The following is a 19,731-nucleotide window of genomic DNA, read 5'->3' on the forward strand; positions in this document are numbered from 1 at the left end:
CTCGTTGAGAATGCTTTCCTGCTCCTCAAAAGATGGCGCGGTATTGCGACGCGCTACGCTAAAAATCTTGCTTCTTTCGTCGCCGCCGTCCAAATCCGTTGTATTGCCATTTGGTTGCTCATTTATTGACGACACTATCTAGATGGAACGTATTCTAAGGCCAATGGAATTTACAATTTGATGCCGTTGTTTGCAGGGATAGCAACAACAGAGCGTGCACAACAGATTGTAGAGAAAGTTCTCAAAAATCCTGCAGGTCAGTATACAAAAATTCTATTTGCGAGCGATTCAGCAAGCGAACAAACATATGGATGTGATATGTGGAGAGGTGGTACTTGGATTAATTATAACTATTTGATTATAGAAGGCTTACGCAAATATGGATATGGAGTATTAGCCGCAGAAGCCAGATTATCATCGGTGAAAGAGATTGCGCGTTGGTATCAACAGCTGGGATGCTTGTTTGAATATTATGATAGCGCAGGAGAAACCGTCCCCTCCTATATGCCAAGAAAGGGACCGACCACAGCGCCCTATGATCTTAAACGCAAAATTTATCCGGTACGCGATTTTGGATGGACAGCAGCACTTTATATTGCAATGCTCAACGACCTTTGTTGTAATTATGGAACGTTAGACTAAAATTTAATTGGGGGACAGCATGTCTTTTTTAGGGAAAGGGCGGATAGTCAATCGAATGACGGCTGTTTTCCATAGAAATAGACATTGTTCTCCGGAGTAGGGCGTTGCCGAACGCTATAAATGGTTTTTGCAGGAAAATTTGAGGAGGTAGTAAAAATGTTCTCAAAGACAAAAATTCTTTTTCAAGGCGATTCAATCACAGATGCAGGGCGCAACCGGGACAGAGATGACAATTATGGATGCGGATATCCAACTATGATAGCCGGGGAATTGGGGCTGCATGCACCGGGAAAGTACTCTTTTTTAAACCGTGGTGTGAGCGGCGACCGAGTGGTGGACCTGTATGCACGTTGGAAATGTGATTGCCTGAATTGGAAGCCAGATGTTCTGAGTATTTTAGTGGGCATCAATGACGTCTGGCATGAGGTAAGTCATTCAAATGGTGTAGAAACAGAAAAATATGAGTGTGTGTACGATGCATTGCTGAAAGAAACCACATGCAAATTGCCGGAGGTTAAGCTCATTATTTTAGAGCCTTTTGTGCTGCCGGGCACCGCTACACAGGAGCATTGGGATTATTTTGCGGCAGAGGTACCAAAGCGCGCGGCGGTGGCAAAGCGTGTGGCGCAGAAATATGGCGCGGTATTTGTGCAGACGCAAGCCTTGTTCGACCAGGTGTGCACGGAAGATGCCGGAGCAGAGACATGGCTCGTTGACGGCGTACACCCTACTGCGGCGGGACATGCTCTTCTTGCGCGTGAGTGGCTGAAGGCATTTGAAAATCTATTGTGAAATGAGTTTGAATGTATATGGGGTGCCTGTGTACCAGAGCTGATAACGCTGTGGACGCCACAGATGGACGGCGTACGCCATTTGTTTTGTCAATTCGCATTGATGGTATCGGTATGGTGGGGTTATAGTTTTTTTAACATTGAGTGGCGCTAACTATGTCACCGACTGTGAACAAGCGAATTAACGATAAGCAAGTAGAAATTCTATTTATCGGGTTGATGTTTGCAACTATTGGAATCAGTTGCTACAATTGTAGACCTGCTAACAAAAGTCAAGCCCCAAATTGAAGAAATGCAGGATTTTTTGAAGGCCGCAAAAAAGGGCACAACAGACCAGGCCACCGCTATGGAGTTTTTTGCGCCGGCCTGAGATAAGAGGATGGATGATGGGGTTAGGCTTCGAGACTGTCCAGATACTGCTTCACGGTGGCGTAGTAGATGCGCAGGAACTTGTTGGCAGAGGCCATTATGTAGACACGATAAGGCTTGCCCTCGGCACGTTTCCTGTCCATGAACTGGTACACCGGCTCATGGGCGGGAGAACACCGGAGGATGGCGCTCATCACCAGGAACAGCGACCTGCGCAAGGCGGAGGAACCCCGTTTGGATATACTGCGGCTGCGGACTTCCATCTGGCCGGACTGGTACGGCGGAGCGTCAATGCCCGCAAAGGCCACCAGAGCCTTCTTAGAGTGGAAGTGGCGCACATCGCCGATCTCCGCCATGAGCTGGGGGCCGAGGGCGGGCCCAACGCCGAACATCCCCATCACAACAGGGCACTCCGGCAGCGACGCCGCCAGAGACTGCATTTCGTTTCTGAGCACAGCCAGGGCGGCGGAAGCGGCCCGGAGCTGGGCTACCGCCTGATCTACCAGGAGCTTGGCGGTAGTGGTCTTAGGCATGACGCTGAAATGCCCACAGGCGGAGGCGTAGATGTCCAGCGCCTTGTCCTGGCTGAAGTTGTAGCCGTGCTTCTTACACCACTTCTGATACCTGGCTGTAAATGCCTTTTCAGACAGCCCGCAGACGCACTCACAGTGCCAAAAGGAGGAAACAAAGTCTACCCATTTCTCGCTGCCGTCCGCCCTAATAGGGCTGGTAAACAGACGGTTTGCGTCCGGGAACGCGGTGTCAAGTAAGGAAATCAGATTGTTTTTGAGCATGGTTTGCACTTTGGCGCATTGCTGGTACTGTCGATATGTGGTTTTCAACATGGGCCGTACTTCATCTTCTGGGATATACCTAGGCAGCGCCAGCCAGTGGTCGAGGCCATAGTTAGCCAGCTTGATCGCGTTCTTCTTGTCTGTCTTAGCCCGCCGCAGGCTGTTGTTTCCGTAGCCATGCACCAGCATGGAGTTCACGACGGAAACGTAAAACCCGGAATCGTAAAGGAAGCTGGCAACCGGCAAATGATAATTCCCCGTGGCCTCCATCACAATTCGGGTCTCACCATCTAAGTCCCCCAGCCGCCTGGACAACTCGCACAACTCAGCATCGGTGTGTCTCACCTCAAAGGGCGGGATCACCATCTCCCCCAAAGGCCGCATGACGGCAATCATGCTCTTGCCTTTGGAAACATCAATGCCTACACAGTTCACGTTCATTCTTCCAATACAAAATTTGCAACCGGAACCCATCTTTTTCTCGCTGCCGATTCAATCTATTGGGTGACGCGAACTCAAGGCTCAACCTGCTTAAACCGAATGCTACAACAAGAGGATGGCTGACAGTCTCAAATACGGACTTCGCAGCCCAAGATTAGGAGTGGTCAGCCAGTTGCTCCCCTTATTGTAGCTTTGGCACGAGACGGACGAAACCCCCGGCTGGCTGCCGGGGGTCCCAACCAATCTTATTGTAATAGCTTAGGCATGAGATGGAAAGGGGGCCGGACTGGCTGTCCGGATTTCCTGTCCAAATATATTTGTAATAGCGAAGTGGAAAAATCTGGGGTGGCCGGGTGCAGGAGATGCTGTACTGGGACGGCGCATGTGTGTTTGAATGGTGTCCCGTCCGCTCCATTCCGGAGGATGACGATTTCTTTGAAAATGTCTGACGCGAATACCGTGAGACAGGGAACGTAGGCTGAACGTGACAGGAGGTACATTCATCTCGCTGTACATGCCAAATGCTTCAGCAGCGCACCCATGGCCGGGTTCTGCAGCCCGGCCTTCGAGGGCCGGAAAACCAGCAGACTGCCGCATGTGGGCTCCGGCGTCAGCAGGCGCAGGTCCGGACCTGCGCAGCTTTCGGCCACACGCCGGGAAAGCATCGCAACGCCCGCGCCGCTGCGCACCATACGGGCGATGTTGCCCGCGGCCGCGCCGGTGTACCCAACCTGCGGTGAAAAGCCCGCTTTGCGGCAAAGCTCCAGGCTGGTTTCCAGCAGGCCGGTGCCGGCGCTCAGCAGCAGAAAGCGCTTGCCGCTGAACAGCGAAAGCGGGACGGCGCCTTTTGTGGCGCAGAAAAGTTTTTCGGGCACCAGAAGAACAAGTTCATCCTTGCACAGGATGACGTCCTCCGGCATCACGGGACCGTCCGGGACGCGGAAAAACGCTCCGTCACAGCGCCCGCTCTGGATGAGCGCGGGCATGGCGGTATTTTCCCGTTCCTCCACCATGAGCCGCGTGCGGGGATACGCGGCGGAAAAGTCCGCCAGCATTTGAGGAAAGCCGTAACAATCCGCGACGGGGAGCAGCGCAAGGCGCAGGCTTCCGTCGGGGTGGACGGCCTGTTCCAAAAGCTGATATTGGCGCGCCAGCGCCTGTGCCGGAGGATATGCCCTGCGGCCTGCGTCCGTCAGCTCCGCCCTGCGATGGGCGCGGTCAAACAGACGGACGCCCAGCTGGTGCTCCAGCTTCTGAACCTGCTTTGAAATCACCGGCTGAGAAAGAAAAAGCGCGTCCGCAGCGGCTGAGAAGCTGCCGGTATCCGCCACGGCCAAAAAGGCTTGCACCCATTCCAGATCCATACGCCGCACCTCGCAATATATTCCGTTCTGGAATATATTGTACAGTAAACCAAAATTGATGGCAAGAGCTATGAGCGCTACAATAAAAGAGAAGAAGCAATGTGTCTCAATTTTATGGAAGGGATGGTCAAGGATGAAAACAGTTTGCATGTTTTTTGCGGCACGCCGCTATTGGGCGGATGAAGAAAAGCTGCGTTCCGCCTATGAAACGCTGGCGGCTCAAATGGGGGAAGGTATAGAATGCTGCCTTGCAGCGGACGCAATGGAAGAGGATAAACTGCCGCAGGGCGATTGCCTGATCGCGGTGCCCATGAGCGGCGCCGTGCAGCAGAACATCCTGGCGGCGGCAGCGGCCTATGAAAGCGTGGTGCTGTACGGCGCGTACATACGAGGCAATGCGCCCGGGGCACTGTGCAGCGAGATGCTGCGCTGCAACGCAGCCCCAACGCTGATGGATACGTGGGCCGTGCTGCGGCGCACGACGCCCGGCACACAGCTTGCGCTGAATGAGGCGCAGCTGAAAGATGCTTTGCAGGTATTGGCTGCATACAATGCGGTGCGGGGCGCTACTTTGCTGCAGATCGGGCATACTGAGCCGTGGGTCATCAGCAACGCGTCCGAGCCGGCGGTATATGAGGCGCGTTTCGGCGTGAAAATTCGTTTTGTGGAACAGGACGAACTGGCGCAGCTTTATCGCGGGGCGCAGCGGGAACAGGCGCAGACATATTATGACTGGTTCGTGCAGAACAGTACCGGATGCGCGGAGCCCACGGACGGTGCATTGTGGGATGCCTCGCGTATGGCATGGGCGCTGATCACGCTTTTGGAGCGGTACGGTGCACAGGGAGCAGCCATCGCATGCTTTAATTTGCTCAGCGAGGGGACGACATCCTGCCTGGGCGTGAGCTATGTGAACGACTGCACGCCCATGGTAGCCGCCTGTGAAGGGGATATGGACAGCGCGGTCACCATGCTGATGATGAAACATCTAACCTCCACAAAATTGTGGATGGCGAATCCCGGCCTGCAGCCGGACGGGACGGTGAACTTTTCGCATTGCACGGCGCCCATCTGCTGCATGGGCGATCCGCTGCCCTGTACGCTGCGCAGCCATCATGAAAGCGGCATCGGCGTCAGCCTGCAGGTAGAGCTTCCTCAGAAAAAGCGTGTGACCGCCTGCCGTATTTCCGACGAGGCTTCCAAAATGACGGTCCATCTTGGATACTCTGCAGCGGGGCCTTATGAAACGGCATGCCGCACACAGATGCATGTGCGGTTCGACGATGCGCCGCATTATCTGCGCACAGTGCTTGGGTGCCACCAGGTGTTTGCTTTTGAGGATGTGGAGGAAAAACTTCTCAGGCTGGCGGCCCTGTTCGGCCTGGATGTATTGTAATTGTACTGTGTTGAAATAAATATCCCCCGGCTTCGCCGGGGGATATTTATTAGGGCAACACCGCACAATTCACAGCTGATGCCTTAAGCGTCGCCTCGCTTGCAGATTTTCCGGCAACTGTCACAAAAATGCTCGCGAATACACAAAGTATTCGCTGCGCTTTTTGTTTAACCTGCCAAAAAATCTGCCGGCGCGATTCGACACTTAGAATTGTGCGGTATTGCCTTAGGATAAATTTGAGGCGTGGGGTATGGAAACAGAAAAGGATTTGAAGTGATCCTTTGCTTTTGTGCGCAGCAGTATTGGGGGGCACGGTTTGCTGTAAAGACAGGGGAAAAACGTTATGCCAGCTTTCGCAGGAAATGCCGCACATTCTGAAAACAGTGATTTGCAGCCTCGTTTTCCCGCAAGGGAAAGGTTGTACTTTGAACAAAAAGCAGATATCATTGTAGTGGCGGTATCGGGGACCACAATGCATGGAGGGCCCGTTTGGAAGCATTCAGTACAGTAAGTGCCGCCGGATGCCTCGGAGAGCAGAGGAGATATGACAATGAAAAAGAAAAAGCATGCCCGCTGGAGATGGTATGAGATTCTGCTGGTTGGGGCGCTGCTGGGCCTGGCGGTGTGCAGTACCGCGTGGCTTACGTCGTATTGGGGACAGATGCGGGCCGCGCAGCAGACGTTTGAAAAGCTGGCGCAGGCCGTTCGTGCCGCCGCGCCGCAGCCGGAGGAAGAACGGGGCGAGGTGTGGCAGAAAGGCGTAGAGACGCTGCAGGCCCAAAACAGAGACTGCCTGGCCTGGCTGTACAGTGCGGATACGGGGCTGGATTATCCCGTGATGTATACGCCGCAGCAGCCGGAATATTATCTGCGCAGAGATTTTGAAGAACAGTACTCTTTGGCGGGCACGCCGTTTTTGGATGTGCGCAGCAGCCCGGCGGACAGCAGGAACCTTATCATCCACGGACATAATATGAAAGACGGGAGTATGTTCGCACCGCTGCGTTTTTATCTGGAAAAAGAGTATGGCCTGGAGCACTCATCCTTTGAACTGTCCTTTGCGGACGGTGTGCGGCGATATGCATTGATGGCGGTGCTTCATATAGAACTGACGCCGGAGAATGTAGAGCAATATTACAAACAACCGCAGACACAGGAGGCATTCGAAGCTTTTGTTGAAATGCTGGAACAGGAATCGCTTTATTGCGGCGGCGCCGGTGCGCAGTGGGGCGAACAGCTTTTGACGTTAAGCACCTGCGACAACCAGAGGGACAATGGCCGTATTCTGGTGGTCGCCCGTGAGACAAAGTGATGTGAATTGCTGTAGAACGATGAAGTAAAAGGCGGCAGACTGCCAATTGAAAAATCGAATCTTGTTGTGTTCAGAAATTTTAGATGGAGAGAGAAAGCCAATTGAAATCCGCATCTGCGGAACAGACTGTTGAAAAAGGTAAAGAAGTAAAAGAAGCGTCCGGGGAAAAGATGGCGGTGGCAAAGCCTTGCATCTTTGCGCAGTAAAGTGCAGGCCACGCGGCGAATGCCGCCAAAAAGGGGTGGGGGACCGCACCCGCAGGCGCGTGTGGGAGCGGTGCCCCCCTTGCGGACAATCGCGCTGAAAGCGCGGCTCTTAGCGCGCAGACGCCCCCGCAGGGCCAGTGCCGAGGCATGTGCAGAGCGAAGCGGCCGCCGAAGGCCGCCGTGCGCGGCGAATGGAGCCAAAGGCCCTGTCCGCAGGCAGCTTGGCGCAAAAGCGCAGCTTTTTCAACAAGCTGCTCTGCATCTGCAGAAAACCGGACACAGAAGGATAAAGATAAAGCACGGCAGCCCCTCGGAGCAATGTTCCAAAGGGCTGCCGTGCTTTATCGGGTAAAAATAAATTTTGAATTCACTTTGAAGCGGGTGAAGTCGTTGCCTACACCAATATTGCTGTACGGAGCTTTTTTGCGGGTTTTATACGGGAAGCCTGTTGCAGCACTCTGTGTGCTGTCCATTCCGCAAAACGCATGAACGCCGTTTACAGCACCACGCCGTCCTTAAAAATAGAGATCTCTCGGTATCCTTTCTGCTCGGTGCGGGTCTGTTTCCCGGAGGCGACGTCCAGCACCAGCGCGTACAGCGCCGCGCCCGCTTCCCCGATGCTCTGCGAACCGTCTGCTATCGTGCCCGCGTTGAAGTCGATCCAGCCTTTTTTCTTTTCCGCAAGCGGCGTGTTGGTGGCGATTTTCAGCGTGGGGGCGGGCGCGCCGAAGGGCGTGCCGCGGCCTGTGGTGAACAGCACCAGCTGTGCGCCCGCCGCCGTGAGCGCCGTAGCCGAGACAAGGTCGTTGCCCGGACCGTTCAGCAGGTTCAGTCCCCGGGCGTGTACCTGCTCGCCATAACCGACCACGTCAACAATGGGCGCGCTGCCGCCTTTTTGCACGCACCCGCAGGATTTGTCCTCCAGCGTGGTGATGCCGCCCTGCTTGTTGCCCGGGCTTGGGTTTTCGTACACGGTTTCTCCGTGGGCCAGAAAATATTCCTTAAATCCATTCAGCATGGACGCGGCTTTATCGAAGACGGCCCGGCTTTGGCAGCGGCCCAGCAGCATGCCCTCCGCGCCGAACATTTCCGGCACCTCGGTGAGGATGGTGCTGCCGCCCCGTGCACACAGCATATCGCTGAACCGACCCACCGCCGGGTTTGCGGTGATGCCGGAAAGGCCGTCGCTGCCGCCGCATTTCATGCCCACCACAAGCTCACAAACGGGCACGGCCTCGCGCCGGGCCTGTCCGGCGTGGGCCGCCAGTTCCGCCAGCAGCGCGCCGCCCGCCTCCATCTCGTCTTCCACATCCTGACAGGTGAGAAATTTCACCCGCGCGGGGTCATAGGGGCCGAGTTCTTCTGCAAATTGTTCATGGGTCAGATTTTCGCACCCCAGTGACAGTACCAGCACGCCGCCTGCATTGGGATGGCGCGCCAGCGCGGCCAGAAGGCGGCGCGTTTGGGCGTGGTCGGCTCCGGTCTGGGAACAACCGAAGGGATGGGGAAATGCATACAGCCCGTCGATGGAACCGGAGACAAGGCTCTGGTTCTCCGCGGCCAAGGCCTTGGCGCAGTCGTTCACGCAGCCGACGGTGGGAATGATCCAAAGTTCGTTGCGGACGCCTGCGCGCCCGTCCGCCCGGCGGTAACCCTGGAATGTTTCGGGCGGCATGGGGGACAGGGGTCGCACGTCCGGCGCATAGGTGTACTCCACCTCGCCGGACAGGTTCGTGCGCACATTGTGGGTGTGCACCCATGCGCCGGGCGGGATATCCGAAGCGGCGTGCCCGATGGGATATCCGTATTTGATGATGTTTTCGCCCGCGGCAATCTGGGCGAGCGCCAGCTTGTGTCCCTGCGGGATGTCCTCCCGCACTTGGACGGCGCGGCCCTCAAGGGAGAGCCGCGTCCCGGCGGGGATGGGGCACAGCGCGACGGCTACGTCGTCGGCCGGGTGGATGCGGATGCATTGCGGCATATCGGGCCTCCTCCTTTACACTGCGGGACGGGCCAGGCACGCGGCGAAAGCCGCGCGGGCGCCTTCGGTACGGATGCGGCGCAGGTTTTCCGCAGCGGCCTGCTCAAAGCCGGGCACCAGCGTCAGGTCCTGTCCCCACATTTTTTCATTCGTCATCACGTCATGCACCAGCGTTTCGTCCGAAACGCCGCGGCGGCTGTAATAGAATTCCAGCACCCAGCGGTCATCGCTGACGGTGTATTCGTTGCCCTTCGGCCGGCGGCATACAAGCCCCTGTTCCGTCAGGGCCTGGATATCGCTGGAATAGAAAGCGATGTATGCGGCGAAGCTCATCGCAAGGCACGGGGGCAGCTTTCCGGCCGTTTGTGCATATTCCAGCAGGCTGGGCATATTGCGCGCGCGCCACTTGGAGGTGGAGTTCAGCGTGATGCTCATCAGCTCGTGGTTGATGAACGGGTTGTTGAAGCGGTCCTGCACGGCGGCCGCGAAGGCTTCCAGATCCTGCCTGTCCAGCGGCAGCGTGGGGATGACTTCCTCGTGAAGCATGCGGTTCATGAAGCCCAGGATCACATCGTCCTGCATGCAGTCGCGTACAATGTCGTACCCGGCCAGATACGCCCCAGGCACAAAGCCTGTGTGCGCGCCGTTGAGGATGCGCACCTTGCGTTTTTTGTAGGGCGTCACATCGGGCACCACGGGGCAGTTCAGTCCTGCGGCCCGGAATGGCAGCTTTCCCGCCAGCCATTCGGGCCCTTCGATATTCCACACGCCGAACACCTCGCCCACGTCGATGAGCGCGTCCCGGTAGCCGTTCTCATCCTCCAGCCGAGCGGCCTCGGCGGCGTCGCGAATGCGGCCGGGTACGATGCGGTCCACCAGCGTGGAGCAGAAGGTGCAGTCCCCGTTCACCCAGCGGGCAAAGCCTTCCTCCAGCCCCCACTGCTTTATGTATTGGTTCACACAGCGCAGCAGCTCCTTGCCGTTGTTGTCGATGAGCTCGCAGGAGAGCACCACCACGCCGGGCCTGCCCGCTCTCCAGCGGTGCAGCAGAACCTGTGTCAGCTTTGCGGGAAAGGAAGCGGGCGGACAGTCCTCAAGGCGGCACGAGGGGTCGTACACGATGCCCGCCTCGGTGGTGTTGGAGACGATGTATTCCAGCGCTTCGCCGGCGGCTACATCCATCATGGCGTCGTAATCCTGTTTTTCATAGGGGTTCAGGCAGCGGCTCACCGAGGAGATGACGCGCTTTGCATCCACCTTTTCGCCGTTCTGCCGTCCGCGCAGGTACAGCGTGTACAGGCCCTCCTGCCGGTTGATGAGCTGCGTCAGCCCCTGGGCGATGGGCTGCACCAGAACGCATTTCCCGTTCCAGCCCGCCTTTTCGTTGGCCATGTCGAACCAGTAGTCCGCAAAGGCGCGCAGAAAATTTCCCTCGCCGAACTGCAGCACGCGCTCGGGCGCGTTTTTCAGCAGATAGCCGGTATATCCGGCCTTTTCAAGTGTCTCATAGCACAGTTGTTCCATTTTTGCTTCGCTCCTTTTTGATGAATTCAGGGGCAGACCGCCCCGGATGCACGGTAATAGGCAAGGCTGCTTTTGAAGATCACACGGCTTTCCACGTAGTGGACGCCGGCCGGGGGCTGTATCCCGCGCAGCACGAAATCACCCATGAGCCGGGCAGCCAGATATCCCTGCTGCGCCGGGTCCTTATAAAGAATGTTCTGCACAAGGCCCTCCTCCATGTTGCGGACAGTCTCGCCGAACAGGTCGCTGGCAACGACGCGTACCTGCCCTGCCCGGCCCATTTGGGCGACAGCATCCGCCAGCAGCACGCTCAACCGCGCGCTGACGCTGAATGCGCCGGAAATACGTGCGTCTTCCGCAAGTGTCCGTCTCAGGCGCAGCGCCAGCTCCTGCTTGTCATGATAGCCGTCGGCCCTGACCAGAGTAAGCGGAACGCTGTTCTCCCGCAGATATGCTTCAAATCCGGCCGCCATCCGGTAGTGGGAGGGCGTGTGCGCGTCCCCCGCGCACAGCAATACCGCATCGCCGGGTGAAAGCTGCGCGCTCAGAAGCTCGGCGGCGATACGGCCGGCCATGTCGTGGTCCGCCTGCACGCAGGCGATGCGGCCGCAGCCTTCCGCGTCGTCACAGGCGAAGAACACAGGCGTCCCTGCGCTGCTGTACCGCTGTACCGCCCGCCGGGCAGTGTCCTCCGTGGGACCGATGGTGAGCAATGCGTCTATTTTTCCCCCGTACTGCTCAAAGCAGGCGTTCAGCGTTTCGGCCTGGCCGCGCTCTGTGCCGGGATAATAGGGCAGCTCCAAAACTTCCAGATTGTAGTCGTCCAGCTCGGCCATGCAGCGGCGAAACCCGTGCCACACGCTGCCGTAAAAATAGGAGTTTTCTTCCTGTGGGCCGGGAAACGCGGCCGCGATGCGCAGCGCGCTGCGCTTGAGCGCGGACGCGGCGGAATTGGCGCGGTAGCCGCGCCGTGCGCACAAATCCAATATCTGTTGGCGCGTTTGCTCGGAAAGGCCTTTTTTGCCGTACAGCGCCCGGTGGACGGTGCCGGTAGAAACGCCCGCCTCGGCGGCGATTTCTTTGATGGTCACACGGTGCTCCATGATCCTGCTCCTTTTGCGGCACGGTTCCTACAATGCGTAGGTAAAACGTTTTAGTAAAAATCCTGCTTTTATCATAACAGGCAAAGCGGCGATATGCAAGAGGAACAATGTAAATTTCTCACACATAGGCTGAATGCCAAAGCAAAGGAGAGCTTCGGAAAACGACCGTTTTGCAGAAAAGATTCCCGTTTTGCGGACGCGCCCATGTGCCGGTTTGCGAAATGCTGCGGGTGTTTACTACGCAAATTCCGATTTTATTATGGCTGCGGATACCGCGTCATGGTATAATAACCTCAAAGTTGCCGCTTGCGCGGCTGCGCGTGTGCAAGGCACACGTCCCTGTGCTAACGCACAGGGCTTTGAGAACATTGAACCATGCAAAACCGCAGCACGTGCGGTTTTGTTGGGGCCGCTGCGCGGCGTCATGGTATAATATGTTCGGTCAGCGAATGCGAGCCGCAGGCGAAGCATGAGTTTAGCGGCATAGATACCCTGTTTCTTAGTGAACACGCGCGGTACGCGAAGTGGGAGCTTAGAAATATGCTATAACCTCAAAGCCGCCGCTTGCGCGGCTGCGCGTGTGCAAGGCACACGCCCCTGCGCTGGCGCACAGGGCTTTGAGAACATTGAACCATGCAAAACCGCAGGAGGTGCGGTTTTGTTGAGGCCGCTGCGCGGCGGCATGGTGTAATTAATAACAAGGGACGGCTGGGCACCGGGAAATGGAGCGGATGACCAATGAAAAAGTGGAAATCCTTTTCGGATTGGAGGCTGCGCACCAAGCTGTTTTTTATCCTTGCGCTGTGCCTTGTCGTCAGCATGCTGTTGTCGGTATACAATATGTTCCATATCTCCCGTGCGTATGACAGGGAGCTTTACGGCGCTCTTTTCAATTTTTTGTCGCTTTCCGTCACCGAGATCGGCTATAAGCTCGATAACGTTCAGCAGATGACAACGGACCTTGGCCAGGACAGCCAGATACAGACATACCTGTCCCACAACAAAGACGCATCCCGCGCATTTTCCAGCGAATACAACGCACTGTATTATCTGGTGCAGGATTACTATAAGAAAAACCGTGTCAATTGTGTTTCCAACATCACGCTGTATACGGGGAATTTTACGCTCCGCTCCAACACGTCCGCCAACGTGTATGTGCCGGATGAAGTTTACAAGGATTTATATGAGGCGGCGCTGGGGGCGAATGGCGCAACGGTGTGCGTCACGGATTATTCCCGGGACTACGGCCTGTTTTTTGTCAAAGCGATCCGCCGCATCGAAAACCTTCGCTTGGATACGCTGGGCATCGAGGTCGTGCAGGTGGATCTGGAAAAACTGGTGAAGTCCAGTGTGTCGCTCAACCAGTACGACAACGTTATCTTTGTTTTAACGCGGCCCCAGGATGGCGCGGTGATGTATTCTTCCGCGGGCGAAGCCGGGCCTCAAACGCTGCCCACGCTGGACACCGAAAGCCGATGGGATATCTGCAAGCTGGACAGCGTGAAATATTTTGTCACGGCGGACGGCAGCGCGGATTATCCGTGGGATTATCTCTGTCTGGTGCCCTACAACGAAATATATGCGTCCATCCGCGACGCACTGCTTTTCTGCATCCTGTTTTTCCTCGCGGGCATCGCGCTCACCTTTCTGGTTTGCCACTTTCTTGTGGACCGTATTACGCGCCGCTTTGCAAAGCTTATCAGCCAAATGGACCAGTTTGCCAAGTATACGCCCGATATGGTGCTGCCGGTGGACGAGTTCTCCGGGGAAGAACGGGAGGCGGGCGACGAGGTCGGCATGCTCAGCCGTCATTTCAGCCATATGGCGCGGGAAATAGACGGTCTGATCCAGACGGACTACACCAACCGCATCCTGCTGCGGGAGGCCCAGCTGAAGGCGCTGGAAGCGCAGATCAATCCGCATTTTCTGTACAATACGCTCAGCGCGATCAACTGGCGGGCCAAGATGCGCGGCGCACAGGAGATATCGGATATGGTGGAGGCCCTGAGCAATCTTTTGCGCGTTACGCTGAACGACGACAGCGGGTTGATCCCATTGGAGCAGGAGCTCTCTCTGGTGCAGTCTTATATCGTGATACAGCGCATCCGTTTTGACGAGACGCTGGATTACAGGCTGGCGGTGGAGGCGGACGAGCTGAAAGACGTTTTGATTCCAAAGCTGACGCTTCAGCCGCTCATTGAAAACGCCATCCGCTACGGTCTGGAACAATCCACTCAGATTTGCCGCGTGCAGCTGAGCGTCCGGCGGCAGGGCGCGCAGCTTGTGCTGCTGGTGCAGAACGACGGTTCTCTGTATGAGGACAATTTGCTGGAAAAGCTGCGCCAGAAAACCGTGACGCCCCACGGCTATGGGATCGGGCTTTTGAATATTGAAAAAAGGCTGGAATTCGCCTTTGGAAAAGAAGCGGGACTGGAGCTTTACAACGAAGACGGAATGGCCACGGCGCGCATTACGATACCTTGCCGTGTGAGCTGAAAAAGCGGTATTGTGACGGAGGGGAGAGCAAATGCTGAAACTGCTGGTTGCAGACGACGAACGGATCCTACGGGAGGCGGTATGCTATCTCATCGATTGGAAAAGCATCGGCATCGAGCTGGCGGCAAGCTGTAAAAACGGCCGGGAGGCTTATGAAGAAGCCTGCAGGACAAAGCCGGATATCATTCTGACCGATATCAAAATGCCCGGCCTTTCCGGGCTGGACCTTGTGGAAAAGCTCTCGGAGCCGGGCCGGGTGCTGGAGTTCATCCTGCTGACGGGTTATGCGGATTTTGAGTACGCGCACCGCGCGCTCTCCCACCGGGTGCACCACTATCTGCTTAAGCCTTGCAACGAACAGCAGATCATTGAAGCGGTACAGCAGGCGGCACAGTCCATCTACACGCGCCGCCAGCTGCAGCAAATGGAGCCGACCTGTGCGGGTGTGGCGCGCCCTGAATACAGCGAGACGGTGCAAAAGGTCGTGGACTATCTGGAAAGGCACTACAGCGACGCCGCGCTGTCACTCAAAGGTCTGGCGGCCAATTACCTGTTTATGAACCCGGATTACGTGAGCCGCCAGTTCCTGCAGCAGACGGGCTACCGTTTTGTGGATTATCTGCTGGCGCTGCGCATCCGCAAAGCGCAGTGGCTTCTGGTGAACGGCGTGCCGCCGCAGCAGGTTCCCGAGCGGGTGGGTTACAGCGCGAATCCTCAGTATTTTGTCCACCTGTTCTCCAAGGCGACGGGGATGACGCCGCGGGAATATGCGCAGGCGCTGCGCATTGAGCCATAAAGAAAAAACAACACAAACAGCTCCCCCCGCACGAAGGCGAACGCCCGGTGCGGGGGGAGCTGTTTGTTGAAGCAAAGCAGAGTATATCAGCAGTCTTTGCAGGCCTGTGTGCCGTATTCCCGCAGCATCCGGGCATAGGCACGATAAGTTTCCAGCGTGGTGCCGGGGGGTGTTTGATGGTCCATCGCAGGCAGATACCGCCCGCTGCGGATGACGGGCAGAAGACGCTCGAATTCCCGGCGCACGGCGTCCGGCCCTTCGAACATGCACATCTTGTCAAACCCGCCGATCATCAGGAAATCCGGATATTCCCGGCGTATGGCGGCCACGTCCACGCCGGACTGGCGCTCCAGGGGCAGGATGCCCTCAACGCCGGCTCCGCGGAACCACGGCACCGCCCGTGTGATGTCACCATCAGAATCCACGAACACACGGGTGCCGTGTTTTTTGATCTCCGGAATCAGGCGCTGGTAATATGGCTTGATGAACTCATTGAAAAGTTCTTCGGAAAGCATGGGCCCGTGGTTATAGCTCATATCCTCGGCAATGGTCATAAAATCCGGCTTCATATAACGGGCCAGCGCGTCCACCTGCGCGATCTGCCATTCCAGCAGATCTTCGCAGATGCGGTGATACAGCTCCGGCTGGTCATAAAAAGAATAAAGGTGGTTTTCAATGCCCAGCAGTGTGCGCGGCCACCAGAAAAAGCCGTCCAGAGTATACCAGACAAGGGTCTGGCCATTCTCATAGAATGGAAGCGTTTGCCGAATCTTAGGCAGCATCTGCTGCACAGCATTCTCCGGCAAAAGATATGGGCGCAGACGCTCATAGTCCGATTCATTTTCAACAATGCCCCTGCCGTGTGACGTTTCCCGAGGGCAGTCCGGTGTTTTGTGGGGCAGCCAGAACTGGGTGTTGCGGTCAATGCCCACAAAGTCTGCCATAGCGGCTTCATCCAGCCCGCGGGGCAGTCCCTGGCCGTACCAAAGCTCCAGTGTCTTATCCCACCAGTAGGCCCATTCTATGGCGGGCAGCCGGTCTACGGCGGCGTCGCCGATCATGACACGGCGAAAGCGTTCTCTTGTGGTCATGGGGTATCCTCCCTGTCTGTATAGGTGATGCGCAGGGTCTTTATCTCAAAGGGGCGGAATTCCAGTTCTGCCGGACAGGGGGCAAACGGCTGCTCCAACATGTCGCAGAGCTGTGCGCCGGAGCAGCCCGGAGCGAGGGAGAGGCGGGTGCGTGCGTAAGAGCCCTCGCACTCATACAGGCGCAGGATGAATGCGTGTCCGCCGTCCTCGCAGGGCTTGACGGTCTCGGGCATCACATTGGCCGCGTCTACACGGACAAGCGGCTCCGAAGGCAGGCCCTCGCCTGAGGCGGGCAGCGCCGCGTACTGGAAAGCATAGGCGGGCCGGACGACACTCTGCGCGCAGAAGCCTCCGGTGTGCGGCAAAAATGCATACCGAAAGGTATAAACGCCTTCGTCGCCGCGCGGGTCCGGCCGCATGCCGCCTTTGGCCAGCGAGAGGGCAATCCGGCCGCCCTCGACGCTGACGCCATACTTGCAGTCGTTCAAAAGCGCGACGCCGTAGGAGGGCTCGCTGAGATCGGCATATTTGTGGCAGCACACCTCGAACTTAGCCTGCTCCAGCGAATCGTTGCGGGTGGTGGGGCGCTGGATGCAGCCGAACTGGATCTCCTGCCGGGCGGCGGGAGCCTGTACGGTGGTGTCGAACGCGGCTTTCAAAAGGCGGTGCTTTCCGTGCCATTCCAGTTCGGTGTCGAATTCCACAAGGGGACTGTCGGCGTGGAAGATGATGTCCTGCCGCACAACGGAACCGCCGCACACGGTCCAGGTGCAGCGCACGCGGTATTCCACAGGCCCGTCGGCCGCGACCATCCGGCTTTGCAGCACGCCGTCGGGCCGCAGCTTTTCCATGCAGTCCGCGTCGACGTCCCAGCCGTCCCACGCGGCGGGGACATCCTCGGCGGAAAGGAACGTGTTAAGGGGCAGCCCCGCGCACAGCTCGCGGCCAGTGCGCCGGTCGACAAAGGAGGAAATGGCGCCGCCGGGGGAAAAACGCACCAGCGCAAAGGGCGTTTCCAGCCGGTTGCCGCAGGCATGGAAGGGCGAGGATGCTTCATCCGCACCCGCGCACAGTGAGAGCGGCGTGAACGAGAACGGCTGCTGGCGCAGGCCGGCTACGGCCAGAACACGCGCGCCGCCGCGCAGCTCCACGAGCTGCGTGCGCAGGCCGGGTGCATGCATGGCCGTATTTACGGGCAGATAAACGGTATCCGTCCGCGCAAAACCCAGCGGATTGAGCACGCCGCCCATCTGCTCCGGCCGAAGCTTTGCATCCAGCCGGCGCCCGGCCTCTTCCAGCAGAGCGGTGGTCTGGCGCAGGGATTCGTCGTGCGCCTCCGGAATGCAGCTGCCGGGCAGGATGTCATGGAACTGGTTCACCAGCAGGGTCTCCCACAGCGGCCGGCAGGCGGCGCCGCACGCGGGCGCGCCGCTGTGCACGGCTGCCAGCACCGTGACCAGCTCAAGGTCGTGCAGGGCGGTTTCGGCCATGCGGTTGTTCTTTTTGATCTGCTGTTTGCCCGTCAGCGTTCCGCGGTGCAGCTCCAGATAAAGCTCTCCCCGGTATTCGGGAAATTCGCGGCCCTCGGCCTCCAGGCTCTGCATAAACTTCGACGCGCTGGAGTAGCGCACCCTGGGGCAGCCCTCCAGGTCCGCAAGGCGGCGCGCTGTTTCGATCATCTCAAACTGGGGGCCGCCGCCGCCGTCTCCGTACCCGAAGGCGATGAGCCTCTGGTGGGAGATCTGTTTGTTGTGCAGGCAGTCCCGGTAGCCGACGCCGTTGACACGCTCCAGCAGCCCCTTTGGGTCGGGCCAGGTGTCCATGACAAAGAAGTGGGCCAGAACGTCCGTGCCGTCGATGCCTCTCCAGGTGAAGGTCTCATAGGGGAAGGTGTTCGTGTCGTTCCAGGCCAGCTTGGTCGTGAGAAAATATTTTACGCCGAAGCCCCGCATGATCTGCGGGATGGCGGCGGAATAGCCGAAGGTGTCGGGAAGCCAGAAGCAGTCCGACAGTACGCCGAACGTATCGCGTGTGTAGCGCTGGCCCCACAGAAACTGGCGGATCAGCGCCTCGCCGCCCACCAGATTGCAGTCGCATTCCACCCACACCGCGCCGTTCATCTCGTACCGTCCCTGTGCCACCGCCTCGCGCATGCGCTCAAACAGGGCGGGATATTCCCGCTGCATCCAGGCGGTGTGGCAGGAGGCGCTTTGCAGAAAGCGGTATTCGGGGTACTGCTCCATCAGACTGAGCTGGTTTGCGATGGTGCGCGCATTTTTGCGCACGGTCTCAGCAGTTGGCCAAAGCCAGGCGGTGTCCATGTGGGAATGCCCCAGCAGAGCCGCGCGGGGTGCGCTGTCGCCGTTGCGGCAGGCCAGCGCGGGGGCCATGACGGCGCGCGCCGCGCGCAGGCTCTCCAGCCAGGTCTCACGGTCCACGGCCTGTGGGGAGAGGTACAGCGTCCGGTGCACCTGCGCCAGGGTATTGAGCACGCCGGCGCGGCGGAAGGAGTTTTCGTCCAGCATCTCGGCAAGCTGCAGCAGCACGCGCAGGTCAAACAGGAAATCGGCCACAAGCTGGTTCTTGGTGCAGATCAGGATATCCTGTGCCTGGAAGGAGAAGGCCTCAGCGTCCTCTCCGCCCAGAGGGCCGTCCGGCTCAAAGGGCGCGCGGCCGGGCACGGGGTGGCCCGCATAGAATTCCAGCGCGACATCCATGCTGCGGGCGGGGTCCGCCTGGGCGCACAGCATGTCGCAGTAGTGGTTGCCGTGGCGCGTTACGACGATTTTGGTGGCAAAGGTGCCCTTCGGCATGCCGTCTACCCAGAGCATGGCCTCATAGCCGCCCACGCGGGGCATCAGATAGAGCGCCCGCCCTGCGAGCTGTTCGGAGGGCTGATACCGGCCTTTGAACCAGCAGGTCTGCCACGGACCGCCCCAATGGGGAACCGGCGCGTGGAAGCATTTGTCGGGCGGCACCGCGCGCAGGTGCTCCCGGGTCTCGAACATGCGGTAGTCGAGCTTGCCCTGGGGCTCGAACAGGTACGGCTCGAATACCTCCAGGCAATGGGACAGCTTTTGAAGCAGCTTTTTATTCTGCTGCGGGTTCAGCATATGCCGTTTCCTCCTTATCCGCCTGTACTCAGTACCGGCCCAGCCTGTGGGCGGTCCGATACATGGCGATCACGTTTTCCACCGGGGTATTGTCCTGCAGATAATGCGTGGGCGCAAGGCAGTAGCCGTGGTGCGGCATCATCGTCTCCAGCGTCTCCGCCACGTTCTGTGCCACCGCTTCGGGCGTCATCACGGCCAGCTTTGCCGTAGAAATGCACCCGTGGAACGCCAGCCTGCCGCCGTATTTCCGTGCAAGACAGGCGGGGTCCATGTCCGCGGCTTCCGGCTGCAGCGTATCGACCGCCCGGATGC

General features: G+C 58.0%; 13 protein-coding genes and 2 pseudogenes. 7 read left to right on the forward strand and 8 right to left on the reverse strand.

Translation table 11 applies throughout. The features are described 5' to 3' along the window. The 3 genes and pseudogenes from IIY41_RS05035 to IIY41_RS05045 all read left to right on the forward strand — a co-directional run. A pseudogene (locus tag IIY41_RS05035) lies at window positions 1–129 on the forward strand (IS5/IS1182 family transposase); the annotation flags it as partial. Window positions 130–153: 24 nt separating this feature from the next. Beyond that, window positions 154–642, forward strand: a pseudogene (locus IIY41_RS05040) (MGH1-like glycoside hydrolase domain-containing protein); the annotation flags it as partial. 156 nt (window positions 643–798) lie between these two features. Beyond that, window positions 799–1,434 carry an SGNH/GDSL hydrolase family protein gene (locus tag IIY41_RS05045; RefSeq protein WP_055081377.1) on the forward strand — a complete coding sequence of 212 codons (636 nt, stop codon included), beginning with the start codon at window positions 799–801 and terminating at the stop codon, window positions 1,432–1,434. Window positions 1,435–1,825: 391 nt separating this feature from the next. Here the strand turns inward: IIY41_RS05045 and IIY41_RS05050 are convergent, their stop codons facing one another. Then, window positions 1,826–3,031 (reverse strand): IS110 family RNA-guided transposase, encoded by a 1,206-nt coding sequence (locus IIY41_RS05050; protein ID WP_082432172.1) that lies wholly within the window; start codon window positions 3,029–3,031, stop codon window positions 1,826–1,828. Between the two features lie 506 nt (window positions 3,032–3,537). Continuing rightward, the gene (locus tag IIY41_RS05055) at window positions 3,538–4,401 is read right to left on the reverse strand and encodes a LysR family transcriptional regulator (RefSeq protein ID WP_055081375.1); all 864 of its coding nucleotides are present in this window, start codon (window positions 4,399–4,401) and stop codon (window positions 3,538–3,540) included. Between the two features lie 133 nt (window positions 4,402–4,534). On the opposite strand from IIY41_RS05055, the gene IIY41_RS05060 reads away from it, so the two are divergent. Together IIY41_RS05060 and IIY41_RS05065 are read left to right on the forward strand one after the other, a co-directional pair. After that, window positions 4,535–5,797 (forward strand): hypothetical protein, encoded by a 1,263-nt coding sequence (locus IIY41_RS05060; protein WP_009326198.1) that lies wholly within the window; start codon window positions 4,535–4,537, stop codon window positions 5,795–5,797. Window positions 5,798–6,347: 550 nt separating this feature from the next. Beyond that, a complete protein-coding gene (locus IIY41_RS05065) occupies window positions 6,348–7,109 on the forward strand; it encodes a class B sortase (protein ID WP_009325289.1) in 762 nt (253 codons plus the stop codon). Between the two features lie 702 nt (window positions 7,110–7,811). Here the strand turns inward: IIY41_RS05065 and IIY41_RS05070 are convergent. The 3 genes from IIY41_RS05070 to IIY41_RS05080 are packed head-to-tail and all read right to left on the reverse strand — an operon-like array spanning window position 7,812 to window position 11,923. Next, entirely contained in the window at window positions 7,812–9,296 is a 1,485-nt protein-coding gene (locus tag IIY41_RS05070; protein WP_287400050.1) for a UxaA family hydrolase, read from the reverse strand. A 15-nt stretch (window positions 9,297–9,311) separates the two neighbouring features. Further along, the gene (locus IIY41_RS05075; protein ID WP_287400052.1) at window positions 9,312–10,820 is read right to left on the reverse strand and encodes a tagaturonate reductase; all 1,509 of its coding nucleotides are present in this window, start codon (window positions 10,818–10,820) and stop codon (window positions 9,312–9,314) included. Window positions 10,821–10,846: 26 nt separating this feature from the next. Next, window positions 10,847–11,923 carry a substrate-binding domain-containing protein gene (locus IIY41_RS05080; protein WP_055081370.1) on the reverse strand — a complete coding sequence of 359 codons (1,077 nt, stop codon included), beginning with the start codon at window positions 11,921–11,923 and terminating at the stop codon, window positions 10,847–10,849. A 738-nt stretch (window positions 11,924–12,661) separates the two neighbouring features. On the opposite strand from IIY41_RS05080, the gene IIY41_RS05085 reads away from it, so the two are divergent. Beyond that, window positions 12,662–14,419 (forward strand): sensor histidine kinase, encoded by a 1,758-nt coding sequence (locus tag IIY41_RS05085; protein ID WP_287400054.1) that lies wholly within the window; start codon window positions 12,662–12,664, stop codon window positions 14,417–14,419. Between the two features lie 31 nt (window positions 14,420–14,450). Continuing rightward, window positions 14,451–15,215, forward strand: coding sequence for a response regulator transcription factor (locus tag IIY41_RS05090; RefSeq protein ID WP_287400056.1), 765 nt, complete (start codon window positions 14,451–14,453; stop codon window positions 15,213–15,215). An 86-nt stretch (window positions 15,216–15,301) separates the two neighbouring features. Here the strand turns inward: IIY41_RS05090 and IIY41_RS05095 are convergent, their stop codons facing one another. The 3 genes from IIY41_RS05095 to IIY41_RS05105 all read right to left on the reverse strand — a co-directional run. After that, a complete protein-coding gene (locus IIY41_RS05095) occupies window positions 15,302–16,306 on the reverse strand; it encodes a uroporphyrinogen decarboxylase family protein (RefSeq protein ID WP_287400057.1) in 1,005 nt (334 codons plus the stop codon). Continuing rightward, window positions 16,303–19,419 carry an alpha-mannosidase gene (locus IIY41_RS05100; protein WP_287400058.1) on the reverse strand — a complete coding sequence of 1,039 codons (3,117 nt, stop codon included), beginning with the start codon at window positions 19,417–19,419 and terminating at the stop codon, window positions 16,303–16,305. Before IIY41_RS05100 ends, IIY41_RS05095 begins: the two co-directional genes overlap by 4 nt. A 28-nt stretch (window positions 19,420–19,447) precedes the next feature. Continuing rightward, a partial coding sequence (locus IIY41_RS05105; RefSeq protein ID WP_287400059.1) for a uroporphyrinogen decarboxylase family protein occupies window positions 19,448–19,731 on the reverse strand: 284 nt, incomplete at its 5' end.

Origin of the sequence: Ruthenibacterium sp. (assembly GCF_017421385.1) — a bacterium.
Taxonomy (GTDB): domain Bacteria; phylum Bacillota; class Clostridia; order Oscillospirales; family Ruminococcaceae; genus Ruthenibacterium; species Ruthenibacterium lactatiformans.

Coding starts and splice junctions, on each gene's coding strand:
- IIY41_RS05045 (WP_055081377.1), top strand. CDS start 799: ATGTTCTCAAAGACAAAAATTCTTTTTCAAGGCGATTCAATCACAGAT.
- IIY41_RS05055 (WP_055081375.1), bottom strand. CDS start 4,401: ATGGATCTGGAATGGGTGCAAGCCTTTTTGGCCGTGGCGGATACCGGC.
- IIY41_RS05060 (WP_009326198.1), top strand. CDS start 4,535: ATGAAAACAGTTTGCATGTTTTTTGCGGCACGCCGCTATTGGGCGGAT.
- IIY41_RS05065 (WP_009325289.1), top strand. CDS start 6,348: ATGAAAAAGAAAAAGCATGCCCGCTGGAGATGGTATGAGATTCTGCTG.
- IIY41_RS05070 (WP_287400050.1), bottom strand. CDS start 9,296: ATGCCGCAATGCATCCGCATCCACCCGGCCGACGACGTAGCCGTCGCG.
- IIY41_RS05075 (WP_287400052.1), bottom strand. CDS start 10,820: ATGGAACAACTGTGCTATGAGACACTTGAAAAGGCCGGATATACCGGC.
- IIY41_RS05080 (WP_055081370.1), bottom strand. CDS start 11,923: ATGGAGCACCGTGTGACCATCAAAGAAATCGCCGCCGAGGCGGGCGTT.
- IIY41_RS05085 (WP_287400054.1), top strand. CDS start 12,662: ATGAAAAAGTGGAAATCCTTTTCGGATTGGAGGCTGCGCACCAAGCTG.
- IIY41_RS05090 (WP_287400056.1), top strand. CDS start 14,451: ATGCTGAAACTGCTGGTTGCAGACGACGAACGGATCCTACGGGAGGCG.
- IIY41_RS05095 (WP_287400057.1), bottom strand. CDS start 16,306: ATGACCACAAGAGAACGCTTTCGCCGTGTCATGATCGGCGACGCCGCC.
- IIY41_RS05100 (WP_287400058.1), bottom strand. CDS start 19,419: ATGCTGAACCCGCAGCAGAATAAAAAGCTGCTTCAAAAGCTGTCCCAT.